At 62.4% G+C, this 12,824-nt stretch carries 11 protein-coding genes; 8 read left to right on the top strand and 3 right to left on the bottom strand.

What is annotated here, in order from left to right:
• Positions 1-2 precede the first annotated feature (2 nt).
• Complete coding sequence (locus tag O4H62_RS05845) at positions 3-1,397, bottom strand: circularly permuted type 2 ATP-grasp protein (RefSeq protein WP_269386344.1); 1,395 nt, start codon at positions 1,395-1,397, stop codon at positions 3-5.
• 280 nt (positions 1,398-1,677) lie between these two features.
• Between O4H62_RS05845 and O4H62_RS05840 the strand changes: the two genes are divergently transcribed.
• Positions 1,678-2,565, top strand: a complete 888-nt coding sequence (locus O4H62_RS05840) for a DMT family transporter (protein ID WP_269386188.1) — start codon at positions 1,678-1,680, stop codon at positions 2,563-2,565.
• Here O4H62_RS05840 and O4H62_RS05835 read toward each other — a convergent pair whose 3' ends face one another.
• The gene (locus O4H62_RS05835; protein WP_269386187.1) at positions 2,566-4,164 is read right to left on the bottom strand and encodes a trimethylamine methyltransferase family protein; all 1,599 of its coding nucleotides are present in this window, start codon (positions 4,162-4,164) and stop codon (positions 2,566-2,568) included.
• Between the two features lie 280 nt (positions 4,165-4,444).
• Between O4H62_RS05835 and O4H62_RS05830 the strand changes: the two genes are divergently transcribed.
• Entirely contained in the window at positions 4,445-8,152 is a 3,708-nt protein-coding gene (locus O4H62_RS05830) for a PAS domain-containing hybrid sensor histidine kinase/response regulator (RefSeq protein WP_269386186.1), read from the top strand.
• Complete coding sequence (locus tag O4H62_RS05825; RefSeq protein WP_269386185.1) at positions 8,109-8,246, top strand: hypothetical protein; 138 nt, start codon at positions 8,109-8,111, stop codon at positions 8,244-8,246. The genes O4H62_RS05830 and O4H62_RS05825 overlap by 44 nt, the downstream gene beginning before the upstream one ends.
• A gap of 52 nt (positions 8,247-8,298) precedes the next feature.
• Here the strand turns inward: O4H62_RS05825 and mnmD are convergent, their stop codons facing one another.
• Positions 8,299-9,069 (bottom strand): tRNA (5-methylaminomethyl-2-thiouridine)(34)-methyltransferase MnmD, encoded by a 771-nt coding sequence (gene mnmD / locus O4H62_RS05820; protein WP_269386184.1) that lies wholly within the window; start codon positions 9,067-9,069, stop codon positions 8,299-8,301.
• On the opposite strand from mnmD, the gene O4H62_RS05815 reads away from it, so the two are divergent.
• The 5 genes from O4H62_RS05815 (at position 9,068) to uraH (ending at position 12,697) form a co-directional block, all read left to right on the top strand.
• Entirely contained in the window at positions 9,068-10,252 is a 1,185-nt protein-coding gene (locus O4H62_RS05815) for an NAD(P)/FAD-dependent oxidoreductase (RefSeq protein WP_269386183.1), read from the top strand. The genes mnmD and O4H62_RS05815 overlap by 2 nt on opposite strands.
• A 126-nt stretch (positions 10,253-10,378) precedes the next feature.
• Positions 10,379-11,302: an allantoinase PuuE gene (gene puuE, locus O4H62_RS05810; protein ID WP_269386182.1), complete on the top strand. Its 924-nt coding sequence runs from the start codon at positions 10,379-10,381 to the stop codon at positions 11,300-11,302.
• The gene (gene uraD / locus O4H62_RS05805; RefSeq protein ID WP_269386181.1) at positions 11,299-11,796 is read left to right on the top strand and encodes a 2-oxo-4-hydroxy-4-carboxy-5-ureidoimidazoline decarboxylase; all 498 of its coding nucleotides are present in this window, start codon (positions 11,299-11,301) and stop codon (positions 11,794-11,796) included. Before puuE ends, uraD begins: the two co-directional genes overlap by 4 nt.
• Positions 11,797-11,803: 7 nt before the next feature.
• The gene (locus tag O4H62_RS05800) at positions 11,804-12,301 is read left to right on the top strand and encodes an ureidoglycolate lyase (RefSeq protein ID WP_269386180.1); all 498 of its coding nucleotides are present in this window, start codon (positions 11,804-11,806) and stop codon (positions 12,299-12,301) included.
• A 15-nt stretch (positions 12,302-12,316) separates the two neighbouring features.
• Positions 12,317-12,697: a hydroxyisourate hydrolase gene (gene uraH / locus O4H62_RS05795; protein ID WP_269386179.1), complete on the top strand. Its 381-nt coding sequence runs from the start codon at positions 12,317-12,319 to the stop codon at positions 12,695-12,697.
• Positions 12,698-12,824 lie beyond the last annotated feature (127 nt).

The following is a 12,824-nucleotide window of genomic DNA, read 5'->3' as shown; positions in this document are numbered from 1 at the left end:
GTTCAGTCCTCCAGCACCCAGGTGTCCTTGGTGCCGCCTCCCTGGCTGGAATTGACCACAAGCGAGCCTTCCTTCAGCGCCACCCGGGTCAATCCCCCGGGAATGATCTGGATCTTGTCGGACACCAGCACGAACGGCCGGAGATCGACATGCCGTGGCGCAAGCCCCTTCTTGACCAGGATCGGAACGGTGGACAGCGACAGCGTCGGCTGTGCGATGTAGTTTCCCGGACGGCTCTTGAGCTTGGCGGCAAACTCGGTCCGTTCCCGCTTGCTGGCGGCCGGTCCAACCAGCATGCCGTAACCGCCTGAACCGTGGACTTCCTTGACCACCAGCTCGGCCAGATTGTCGAGCACATATTGCAGCGTGTCCGGCTCGGAACAGCGGTAGGTCGGCACATTCTCCAGGATCGGCTTCCGGCCGGTGTAGAACTCGACGATTTCCGGCATGTAGGAATAGATCGCCTTGTCGTCGGCGATGCCGGTGCCCGGCGCATTGGCGATCGTGATGTTGCCGGCACGGTAGACATCCATGATACCGGGGACGCCGAGCGTCGAGTCCGGGCGAAATGTCAGCGGATCGAGGAAATCATCATCGACGCGGCGGTAGAGCACGTCGATCGCCTGGTAGCCCCGCGTCGTGCGCATCGCCACCTTGCCGTCGATCACCCGCAGGTCGGAGCCTTCGACCAGCTCCACGCCCATCTGGTCGGCGAGGTAGGCGTGCTCGTAGAAGGCCGAGTTGAAGATGCCGGGGGTCAAGACCGCAATCCGCGGCTTGCCGGCGCATCCGGGAGGCGCCACCGCGGCAAGGCTCTGGCGCAAGAGCTTCGGATAGTTTTCGACCGGACGCACCTTGTTGAGATGAAACAGCTCGGGAAACATCTGCATCATGGTTTCGCGGTTCTCGAGCATGTAGGACACGCCCGAAGGTGTGCGCGCATTGTCTTCCAGAACGTAGAACTCGCCTTCGCCGGTGCGAACGATGTCGGTGCCGATGATGTGCGTGTAGACGCCGCCCGGCGGGCGCATGCCGATCATTTCCGGCAGGAACGCATCGTTCTTTTCGATCAGTGCCCGCGGCACCCGGCCCGCCTTGATGATCTCCTGCTTGTGGTAGATGTCATCGAGGAAGGCGTTGAGCGCCATCACCCGTTGTTCGATGCCCTGCGCCAGCTTTCGCCATTCCGATCCGGAAATGATGCGTGGCACGATATCGAATGGAATGAGCCGCTCCGAGGCATCTTCCTTGCCATACACTGCAAAGGTGATGCCGGTCTTCCGGAAGATGTTCTCCGCATCGCGGGACTTCCTGATGAGATCGGAAGTCTTTTGTTCCGAATGCCAGTTGAAATACCCCTTGTAGGGTGGTCGCGGAAGGCTGTCCGCAGTCAGCATTTCGTCGAAAGGCACGTGTTTGGTGCTCCCCTTTTGAGATCATAAGATCGCATCATGAATTAGAAAGCAAGAACCGTGCAGGATTTCTCTGGTTCCCGGATTTTCGTGTTTTTATTGGCGGGTGTTGCGGTTGCGCCTCGATTGGACGCCAGGCGCGCATCATGCCATGGATGACGCGGCACTCCGGTCTTGCTTCTCGCAAAAGCCGGGTTTAACGCTCAGCCCTGTCTTAACCGCCGGGACCGGCTCATCTGGCGCGCAACAGGCTTGGATCTCCCTCATGACTCTCGATCGCATCGCTCCGGCCCTGTTCGTTCTGCTCTGGTCCACCGGCTGGATCGTGGCGAAATACGCGAGCCCCCATGCCGATCCGCTGACCTTCCTGAGCCTGCGCTTCACCCTGGCCGCGGCCCTGTTCGCGGTGATCACCTTTGCAAGCCGCGCCGTCTGGCCGTCGACCCGGGCCGGATGGGCACATGCGGTTCTGTCCGGCGTGTTCCTGCACGGCATCTATCTCGGTGGTGTCTGGTGGGCGATCGCGCAGGGCGTGCCCTCGTCGGTGTCGGGTCTTATCGCGGCGTTGCAGCCGCTGCTGACAGCGCTTGTTGCCCCCATAATTGTCGGCGAACGCCTGACCGGCCCGCAAAAGCTTGGCGTCCTCCTCGGATTCGCCGGGCTCAGCGTTGCCATTCTGCCGCGGCTGCTGGCGCTCGAGACATCGATGCTGCAGATCGCGCTTGCGCCCTTGCTGGTCAATGTCTTTGCCATGGCGTCGGTCACCGCGGGGACCATCTACCAGAAGCGTTACCTGCAGGAAGGCGACCTGCGCGCCATTGCCTCGCTGCAGTATGTCGGCGGATTTCTGGTGGTCATGCCGCTGGCGCTGCTGATCGAGCCCTTGCGGATTGACTGGAACCTGGAGTTCGCGCTGGCCATGGGCTGGTCGGTGCTCGGCCTGTCCCTGGTCTCGATCATGCTGCTGTTGTATCTCATCCGGCGCGGCCAGGTCTCGCGCGCCGCCTCGCTGACTTACCTGGTGCCGCCCGCGGTCGCCATCGAGAGCTGGTTCCTGTTCGGCGAAGCGCTGACGGTTCCGATGATCGTCGGAACCGTGATTGTCGTGATCGGGGTCTGGCTGACCAACCGGAAGGCCCGGATAGTCGCCTGATCAGAAGTCGGTCGGCACGCCGCCTTCCTCCTTGCGCCTTGCGACAAAGGCGTCGAGCTCCTCCGAAATGGCCTCGTCGAGCGCCGGCGCCTCGTAGTTCGCCAGCGTCTCCTTCCACACCCGGTTGGCGTGGTCATAGGTGGTCGGCTGGCCGGCAAGGCTCCAGCTTTCGAAATTTCGCCAGTCCGACAGGATCGGCGAGTAGAACGCGGTCTCGTAGCGTGACAGCGTGTGCGCGGTCCCGAAATAATGCCCGCCCGGCCCGACCTCGGCGATGGCGTCCATGGCCAGCGCTTCCGGGCTCGTGTCGATCGGCGCCAGGAACTCGGCGACCATTTGCAGCATGTCGACATCCATCACGAATTTCTCGAACGATGCCGTCAGCCCGCCCTCCATCCATCCAGCCGCATGCATGATGAAGTTGCCGCCGCCCTGCACCACGGCCCACAGCGACATCATCGATTCATAGGCCGACTGTGCGTCAAGCGTATTGGCCGCGCAGGTGTTCGACGTGCGATAGGGGACGCCGTAACGCCGCGCCAGCTGTCCGCCGGCCATCACGGCTTTCATGTATTCGGGCGTTCCGAAGGCCGGGGCGCCGGACTTCATGTCGACATTGGATGTGAATCCGCCATAGACCACGGGCGCTCCGGGGCGGACGAGCTGGGTGAAGGCGATGCCGGCCAGCGCTTCGGCGTTCTGCTGGACGAGCGCTCCCGCCACCGTTACCGGCGCCATCGCCCCGGCAAGCGTAAACGGCGTGATCACCACCACCTGGTTGCGGGCCGACATCTCGATGATGCCCTGCAGCATCGGCGCGTCGTAGCGAAGCGGCGAGGAGGCATTGATGATCGTGAACAGGGATGGTTCTGCTTCCAGCCGCTCGGCGGTCACGCCGCGTCCGATCCGCACGATCTCGAGTGCATCAAGATTGCGCTCTTTGCCCAGCGAATAGGCATGGAATGGCTTGTCCGTGAGCTTGACCAGATCCGACAGGCAGTCGAGATGGCGCACCGAGGCATGCAGATCGGTCGGTTCCACCGGATAGCCGCCGGTCATGTGGATGATGTCGTAGGATTGCGCAAGCTTGATCAGGTTGCGGAAGTCTTCCTGTGTTCCGGTTCTGCGTCCATTGTCGCGGTCCGAGCAGTAGGGCGCCGATGCCACTTGGGCGAAGGCCATGTTGCGTCCGCCAATCTCAATGTTGCGCTCGGGATTGCGGGCATGCAGCGTGAACGGTCCAGGGGCCTTGCCGACCAGGTCCATGACCAGCCCGCGGTCAAGCCGCACCCGCTCGGTGCCGGCGACAACATCGGCGCCCGCGGCCGCAAGCCGGTCCCGGGCTTCCGCGAGCATGAAATCCATCCCGATCTGCTCAAGCACTGTGAGCGAGGCTTCATGGATGGCCTCCAGCCCTTCTTCGGACAGCAGCAGCGACGGGTCCTGGCTGTTGAGGATCGATCGGTAGCGCAGCGTTGCGGGGCCTTTTCTGCCCTTGCCGCGATCGCCGCCGCGCCCGCCGCCGGCCCGCCTGCGCCTTTCCGGAGCACCTGCAGTGTTCTCGATTGCAGTGGCGACAATGTCCTCGATCTTGCTCATGCGCGTGCGCCCTGTCCGGTTGCGGTGTGTTGCCTTGCCCGGCCGCAATATGTTGGCCACGGGCTCCCTGAAAGGCGACGCTATGCCGAACCGATTAATCCGGCAAGCCGGTTTGCGACGCATGGTGCCGGTGCCGTCTCACGCAACTTGAAAGCGAGATACAGTTTCGCGAAAGCCGGACTGCCTATTTGGTAATTGATGGTTAACGCTTTGTTCAAAGCCGGTGTGCAAGAGTGTCGGGGCAGATCGGGCAAGCGCTTGAATCGATGGGGACTGCCGGGTGGATGACGTAGATAGTATCGAGGGCGACGATTCGCTTGCCAATGCCTGTGCACTGGTCTCCAGGGATCCGAATCCTGCCTTCGTCAAGGACTCGGAGCTGCGCTATCTCGCGGTCAATCTGGCCTACGCGGAATTGTGGGATTGCCAACCTGCAGCGCTGATCGGTCAGCAAAGTCATCAGCATTTCGAGTCTGTCGAGCAGAATGATCGTGACGAGAAGGAGCGCCGCAGCCTGGTTTTCGGAAAGGACCAGGTTGCTCTGTTTTCGCACCCGCTCAAGGGTGGCCGCTACCGGATCCGCATCCAGCGTCATCGGCAGGCCTCCGGCAAGACCTTCATCGTAGGCCATTTCGAGCCGATCGCCGGCGTGCGCTTCGAAACAGGGCAGACAGGGACGGTTCCACGGGACGCGATGTCCCGGCCAATCAGGGCGGGTATAGAGCCGGACGGAAGTCCGAAAGGCCCGAAATCGCCGGATCATATGCGGCCTGCTGGCGTTGGAGACGCGGATCAGTCGATTCTGGACCGTTTCAACGAGATCTTCGACTGTATGGACGTCGGAATCGTGCTTTACGATCCAAACGATGTTCTCATCTACGTCAATCCGGCAATGGACGCCTTGACAGCACCGGACTACACGCTCGAGGTCGGCAAATCACTTCGCGCAGTCCTGGAAACCTCGTGCAGTTTTGGTGTCGAGGACGACCCGGATGCGCGCGAGGCCTGGATCGAAAACCGGATGTCGGTTCATCGCGAGTACGGCAGGGCCACCGTCGAGCAACTCAAGAATGGCCGATGGATCCGCCTCATAAACCGCGCTCTCAAGGACGGCTACACCTTGGGTCTGCGCGTCGATGTAACCGAATTGAAGCAGCGCGAGACCGCCCTGGAAAACAAGGTGGCCGAAAACCAGCTGTTTCGCGCGATCCTTGATGAAATGCCGATTTCGAGCTTCGTCAAGGATGAGGACTACCGGTATATCTACGTCAATCGCGCTCACGGAGAACTGACCGCATTGTCCGAAAAGGATATGCTCGGCAGGGATGATTTCGAGATCTTTGGCGAACAGGGAGGTCCGTTGCGCGAGGCCGACGCGGAAGCGATTAACGGTCACGGCCTGATGGAACGCGAAATCGAACTGGATAGCGCGAAAGGGGAAGCGCTCAAGTTGATCGACCGCAAGGTCGGGTTTGATGGGCCGGGCGGCCGGCGGTACCTGCTGGGAACGACCATCAACGTGAGCGACATGAAGCGCCGTGAGCAGGAGGTTCATGAAGCGCAGCGACGTGCCGAGCTCCACAAGGCCGACCTCGAAAGCGTTATCGAGGCCATGCACATGGGCGTGGTGGTCGTCGACCGGAACACCAATGTCGAACTGATAAATGGTGCGTTTTTCCGCATCTGGAAGATTGCGTCCCGCGACGATTTCATCGGCGCGCCGTTCCGTGCACTCATTGATGTCAATCGCGAGAACGGCATCTACCAGGTCGCCGAGGACGAGTTCGAAGACTACATTGAGGCGCGGCTCGAGGAAATCCGCGGTGGTTTCGTCGAGCCGCGTGAATTCGCTCGCGCCGACGGGCGCACCATGATCTATTCTGTCCGTGCGCTGTCCGAAGGCAAGCGGATGATATCCTATTTCGATGTCTCCGAACTCAAGCAGCGCGAACAGGAGCTTGATCTTGCCAGGGCCGAGATGGAGCGGGCTAGCGAGTTGCTGCGCGGCGCGGCCGGGGCCATGGCGCAGGGCCTGATGGTGACCAGGGACTGCCTTATCCAGTTCGCCAACGACACGTTCTTCGAGATGCTCGAAGCGCCGCACGAGGTTGCAGCGGTTGGCAAGGATCTCAACGACTTCTTCGATTTCTGCGAGCGCCGCGGCGATTACGGAAGTGATGAAACGGCGGCTGCCACCCGCGCAAGGGTCAATGATTACCACAGGAAACTGATACCTCACACGCTTGAGCGGCAGACCACGTCGGGCCGCTGGCTCCGCATCGACGGCAAGCCGACTGCCAACGGCTCGATGATCATCACCTACACGGATATCACTGAGGCGAAGCAGCGCGAGGAGGAACTCCAGCACCTCGTCATCAAGGCCGAGATGGCCGACCGAGCCAAGTCCGAGTTCCTGGCCAACATGAGCCACGAGATCCGCACGCCGATGAACGGCGTTCTGGGCATGGCCGAACTCCTGGCCCGGACCGAACTGGACACACGCCAGCGCACGTTTACCGATATCATCGTCAAATCCGGCAATGCGCTGCTTACCATTATCAATGACATTCTCGATTTCTCGAAGATTGACGCCGGACAGCTTGTCCTCGACGAGGCACCGTTCGACCTGTCCGAAACGGTCGAGGACGTGGCGTCGCTGATTTCAAGCCGCGCCGCGGAGAAAGACATCGAGCTCATAGTGCGCATCGACCCTGCGCTGCCTGCGCGGGTTGTCGGCGATGTCGGACGGTTGCGCCAGATCATCACCAATCTTGCCGGCAACGCCATCAAGTTCACCGAATCCGGGCACGTACTCATCGAAGTCACCGGTCAGCTCAACGATGCTGACCTGCTTGATTTCACAATCCATGTACATGACACCGGAATGGGCATTCCGCCCGACAAGCTGGAAGCGGTGTTCGAGAAATTCTCCCAGGTGGATAATTCCTCGACCCGACGGCATGAGGGAACTGGCCTCGGTCTGGCGATCACGTCCCGTCTGGTTGAGTTGATGAGCGGCCATATCCGGGCCGAAAGCAAGGTTGGCGAGGGATCGGTGTTCACGGTCGAGCTCAGCCTGCCGGTGGATCACAGTACTGTCACGCGCGTCCGGATTGCCCCCGTCGATGTCTCCGGCGCCCGGGTGCTGGCGATCGACGACAACCCCGTCAACAGATCCATCCTGATCGAGCAGTTGACCGCCTGGGGTTTTGATTGCTGCGCCGCCGTTTCGGGTCAGGAAGGCCTCGACGTGCTTGCCGCGGCCAGGAATTTTGGGGTCCCGGTCGATGTGGTCATCCTCGATTATCACATGCCCGACATGGACGGTGTGATGACCGCGCGCGCCATCCGCAAGGCTTTCGGTCCCGACAAGCCGGCAATCGTCATGTTGACGTCGATGGATCTTAACTCTTCGGACGCCGACATCCGGCAAGGGGCCGTGCAGGCCGCATTGATGAAACCGGCGCGCTCGTCGCTGCTTCTCGAAACGATCGTGGGCGTGCTGCAGGCTGCCGCGCAAGACCAGGTCGGGACGAATGCCGAGGCCGACGCGGCCGCTAGCATCGCCGCCGATCGGCAAATCTCTGCCACGCCACCCCTCAGACCAGCGGTTGTTGCCGCGACATCCGAAAGGTCCGGGCGCAGATTGCGGACAAAAAAGGCAGGCGAAGACAGCAGCCTTGACCTGCTTGTCGCCGAGGACAATGAGGTCAACCAGATCGTGTTTACCCAGATCCTCGATGAGATGGGCCTGCACTACCGGATTGTCGACAATGGCGGCAGCGCCTTTGAAGTCTGGAAGAGCCATCGCCCGGCAATGATCCTGATGGATGTCTCCATGCCGGTCATGAACGGGCATCAGGCAACCCAGGCCATTCGCAAGGCCGAGGCCGGAGATGAAAGTCTCGGACGCACCCCCATTTGTCGGCGTCACCGCCCATGCCTTGACCGGCGACAAGGAACGCTGCCTGGAGGCAGGCATGGATGATTACCTCTCCAAGCCGATCAGCCCGGAAAAGCTCGAAGCCAAGATACGCGATTGGCTGCCCGAGGAAATTGCCGCACGCATCACCCACGGCTGAGCCGTAGTTCCGGTCTCCCTGAGGCGAGCGCCGACGAAACGGCTCCAAAGGTCTAGCCGGAAAACGGCAATTGACCCGGGACGGGCATGGCGGTTGCCAGGATGCCGGCGCTCATGTCGCGCTTGCCGGCATGGCCCGGGCGCTTCTCCACCGCAAAGCCCGCAGCCTGCAGGTTCCGCCGTACCCAGCCTGCTGCTGAGTAGGTGGCAAACGTCCCGCCCGGGCTTGTCTGGTTCGCGACCGCACGCATCAGTTCAGCAGACCACATGTCCGGATTGCGGGCCGGCGAAAAGCCATCGAGATACCAGGCGTCGGCGGAAAATGTAGCTCTGGCCATTTGCTCGAGCGCCGGGCCCGAATGGATATGCAGGCTGACCGGCCTGCCGCGGCTTTCGAAACCGATGACGACATCGCCTTCCGGCCGTTCCGGCCAGACCCTAGTCAGTTCCGCGGCCCTCTGTGTCAGGTCGGGCCAGGCCGCCAGCGCGCGCTCCATGTCATCCCGATCAAGCAGTCGCAGCTCGAAGGAGTGGAACTCCAGCCGCGCGCCCTCCGTGGCGGCCGCTTCCCAGGCCGCCCAGGTCTCGATGAAGTTGAGCCCGGTGCCGAACCCGAGTTCGCCGATCACGAAATGCCGCGTGCCCATAAACCGGTCGGGCAGCGCGTTGCCGGCCAGAAACACGTGCCGGCATTCCGCCCGGCCGTCCGCCTTCGAATAATAGAAGTCGCCAAATTCCTCTGAATAAGGCATATCGCCCGCATGCCACGACAGCGATGCGCGCTGGCTGGTGCTGTCATCGTCTGGCTCAGGGGGATCGATCATGGCTGTTGGCGATAAAGCCGCATCGCACCGCGGTCAAGCCGCGCCGGACCTGTTGATCGCCGGGGCCGGAGTGGCGGGGTTGTGGCTGGCGGTCAAGGCGGCGCGGGCCGGCCTGTCGGTCATGCTGGTCGAGCGCGGCAATCCCGGCGATGGCGCCAGCGGCGGCTTTCTCGGAGCGCTGATGCCCCACGGCCCCGAGCGCTGGAACGGCAAGAAGGATTTCCAGTTCCGCGCCCTTGTCGATCTTGAGGATGAAGTCGCACGGCTGGAAGCGGAAACCGGAGAATACTGCGGCTATCGCCGGGTTGGCCGCATATTGCCGCTGACCTCGGAGCGCGGCCGGATCACCGCGACCGGGCGGATTGCCGATGCGCGGGCCAATTGGGGAACGCGGTTTGGCTACGAGGTCCGTCATACGCCCGACAGAAGCGACTGGCCCAATATCCTGCGGGCGCCGCATGGAATTGTCCATGAAACGCTTTCGGCGCGGATTTCTCCGCCGGGCCTGATCGCAGCGCTCTTGTGCCGCCTAGCGGTGATGCCCAATATCGAACTGCGCTTGGGGACCGCCGTCGTCGACGTGGCGCCGGGGGACAGGCGGGCAAGCCTGTCGGACGGAACCAGCGTTGGCTTCGGCCATGTCGCGCTGGCAAACGGCGTCGACGCGTTCCCGATGATCGGGCGCCTCATGGGGCTGCCGGCGCATGCGCTGGGCGGCGGCGTCAAGGGCCAGGCCGCACTTCTCGATGCCGGGGCAGAACCAGATTTGCCCTTGATCTACGATGGTGGCGTCTACGTGATTGCCCATGAAAACGGGCACGTTGCCGTGGGCTCGACCAGCGAGAACGAGTTCGACGATCCGCGCGCAACCGATGACAAGCTCGACGAGATCGTCATGCGCGCCCGCAAGCTTTGCCCGTTGATCAAGGAGGCGCCGGTGATCCGCCGCTGGGCCGGCGTGCGTCCGAAGGCTGTCGGACGGGATCCGATGCTGGGGCCGGTTCCGGGTGCGCCTTGTGTCCTGGCAATGGCGGGCGGTTTCAAGATCAGCTTCGGCATCGCCCATCGCATGGCCGACTGCCTTGTGGCGCAGCTTGCCGGTGAAGAGGGCCCCGAGACACCGGAGAGTTTTTCCGTTGCTTCCCATGCAGCCCATGCGGCCAAGGATCAGGATGTTCAGTAAACACCCCGGCAAGGGCGGCAAGCGGTTGAATTTACCGCAACAGTTTGCGGTTTTTCTTCAAAGTCCGGGTATCGACATTTGCCGCTGGGCTGCTACCGTTTCCCGGCTATCAAGATGGACTGAGCAATGAACACCACACCCTATCCCCGCGATCTGGTCGGCTATGGCCGTGCCACGCCCGATCCGAAATGGCCCTCTGGCGCGCACTGCGCCGTCCAGTTTGTGGTCAACTACGAAGAGGGTGGCGAAAGTTGTATTCTCGACGGCGACCCGGCCTCCGAAAGCCTGCTGTCCGAGATCGTCGGCGCGCAGCCCTGGCCGGGCCAGCGCAACATGAACATGGAATCGCTCTATGAGTATGGCTCGCGCGCCGGTTTCTGGCGGCTGTGGCGCATGTTCACCGAGCGCAACATGCCGGTTACGGTGTATGGCGTCGCCCTTGCCATGCAGCGCAACCCGGAAGCGGTCGCGGCCATGAAGGAAGCCGGCTGGGAGATTGCCAGCCACGGACTGCGCTGGCTCGAATACAAGGACTTTTCCGAAGACGAGGAACGCCGCCACATCGCCGAATGCGTCCGCATCCACACCGAGGTGACCGGCTCGCGTCCGCTCGGCATCTACCAGGGCAAGCCGTCGGTCAACACCCTGCGGCTGGTGATGGAGGAGGGTGGTTTCGTCTATTCCGCCGATTCCTACGCTGACGAACTGCCTTACTGGGTCGAAGGGCCGAACGGCCCGCACCTGATCGTACCTTACACGCTTGACGCCAACGACATGCGTTTCGCCACGCCGCAGGGATTCAATTCGGGCGAGCAGTTCTTTGCCTATCTCAAGGACACGTTCGATGTGCTGATGGCCGAAGGTGCGGCGGGCAGCCCGAAGATGATGTCGATCGGCCTGCACTGCCGCCTGGTTGGCCGCCCCGGCCGCGCCGCGGCGCTCGCGCGTTTCCTTGATTACGTCAATGCCCATGACAAGGCCTGGGTGACCCGCCGTATCGACATCGCCAATCACTGGCACGCCCATCACCATCCGGAGACGTCGGCATGATTGACCGCGACGAGTTTGTCGGCCGTTTTGGCGGCGTGTTCGAGCATTCGCCCTGGATCGCCGAACGGGCCTTCGACAATGGCCGTATCGCTGCCCCGTTGCGGGCCGGCCCGGTTCATGACGCCCTGTGCGCCGAGTTTCGCGCCGCCAGGCATGACGAGCGCTTGGGCGTTCTGCGCGCGCATCCGGATCTTGCTGGCAAGCTGGCGATCGCCGGAGAGTTGACCGAGGAATCGAAGTCCGAACAGGCCGGCGCAGGTCTGGACCGCTTGAGCGCTGAGGAGCACGCAAGGTTCACCGAGCTCAACACCCGTTATGTGGACGGCTTCGGGTTTCCCTTCATCATCGCGGTGAAGGGACACGACAAGGACAGCATCCTGGCCGCTTTCGAAACCCGCATCGGCAACGACGCGCAGACCGAATTCGAGACCGCCTGCGCCCAGGTCGAAAAGATCGCCGGGTTCCGCATCGCCTCGATTCTGCCGGAAGCGTGAGCGGCATATGCGGGACCTGACACTCGAGCCGCTGACCGCCGAGGCATTCGCCCCGTTCGGCACCGTCATGGATACCGCGGCGGCAGAACTGCGCATGATCAATGGCGGCACCACCGAACGCTTCCACGCGCTTGCCATGGCGGACACTGCAACCGGGGGAGGGAATACGATTCTATCGCTGTTTCGCGGCCAGCCGCGAGCGTTTCCCTACGCGGTCGACATGATGGAGCGCCACCCGCTGGGCAGCCAGGCGTTCTTTCCGGTCACCGGCGGTGACTGGATCGCAGTCGTTGCGCCGGATGCCGGCGGACACCCGGGCGAGCCGCGCGCCTTTCTGGTTCCCGGCCACATCGGCGTGCAATATGCGCGCAATGTCTGGCATCATCCGCTGATCGCCGTGGGCCGTGTCAGCGATTTTCTGGTGATGGACCGAGAAGGCGATGGCGCCAATCTCGAGGAAGCCAGCTATGATGTGCCTTATCTGATCGCCCAACCGGCCAACTGATCCAAGGAGACGCCAATGTCCGCCCAGCCACTCCCCACCGGAACCGGACGCCTGACCACGCACGTGCTCGATACCGCGCGTGGCAGCCCCGCCGCCGGAATGGTGATTGAACTGGTCTGGATCGAAGGGATCGATCACCATTTGATCAAGACCGTCAGCACCAACGCGGATGGCCGCGTCGACGCGCCGCTCCTGTCGGGCGCAGATCTCAGACGCGGAGTGTATGAACTCAGATTTCATGCGGGAGATTATTTGCGCTCGACCGGCAGCAAGCTGCCGGATCCGGCGTTTCTCGACGTGATCCCGATCCGCTTCGGCATTGCCGATACGGGAGCGCACTATCATGTGCCGCTGCTGATTTCGGCCTACGGCTACTCGACCTACCGGGGCAGCTGAACCCTCGACAGCCGGTTCATGGCTACCCGCAGGCGAACCGTGCCTTCGATGGAGGCGCGGTGAGATATGGTGCGCCAGTCGGGAAAGGGGAGCAGGGAAGACCCGTAGAAAAAGCAAAAGCCGCGTG

Origin of the sequence: Parahoeflea alexandrii, from assembly GCF_027214025.1 — a bacterium.
Lineage (GTDB): Bacteria > Pseudomonadota > Alphaproteobacteria > Rhizobiales > Rhizobiaceae > Hoeflea > Hoeflea alexandrii_A.
This window is presented reverse-complemented; position numbering and strand designations above follow the sequence as displayed.

Coding starts and splice junctions, on each gene's coding strand:
- O4H62_RS05845 (WP_269386344.1), bottom strand. CDS start 1,397: ATGCTGACTGCGGACAGCCTTCCGCGACCACCCTACAAGGGGTATTTC.
- O4H62_RS05840 (WP_269386188.1), top strand. CDS start 1,678: ATGACTCTCGATCGCATCGCTCCGGCCCTGTTCGTTCTGCTCTGGTCC.
- O4H62_RS05835 (WP_269386187.1), bottom strand. CDS start 4,164: ATGAGCAAGATCGAGGACATTGTCGCCACTGCAATCGAGAACACTGCA.
- O4H62_RS05815 (WP_269386183.1), top strand. CDS start 9,068: ATGGCTGTTGGCGATAAAGCCGCATCGCACCGCGGTCAAGCCGCGCCG.
- mnmD (WP_269386184.1), bottom strand. CDS start 9,069: ATGATCGATCCCCCTGAGCCAGACGATGACAGCACCAGCCAGCGCGCA.
- puuE (WP_269386182.1), top strand. CDS start 10,379: ATGAACACCACACCCTATCCCCGCGATCTGGTCGGCTATGGCCGTGCC.
- uraD (WP_269386181.1), top strand. CDS start 11,299: ATGATTGACCGCGACGAGTTTGTCGGCCGTTTTGGCGGCGTGTTCGAG.
- O4H62_RS05800 (WP_269386180.1), top strand. CDS start 11,804: ATGCGGGACCTGACACTCGAGCCGCTGACCGCCGAGGCATTCGCCCCG.
- uraH (WP_269386179.1), top strand. CDS start 12,317: ATGTCCGCCCAGCCACTCCCCACCGGAACCGGACGCCTGACCACGCAC.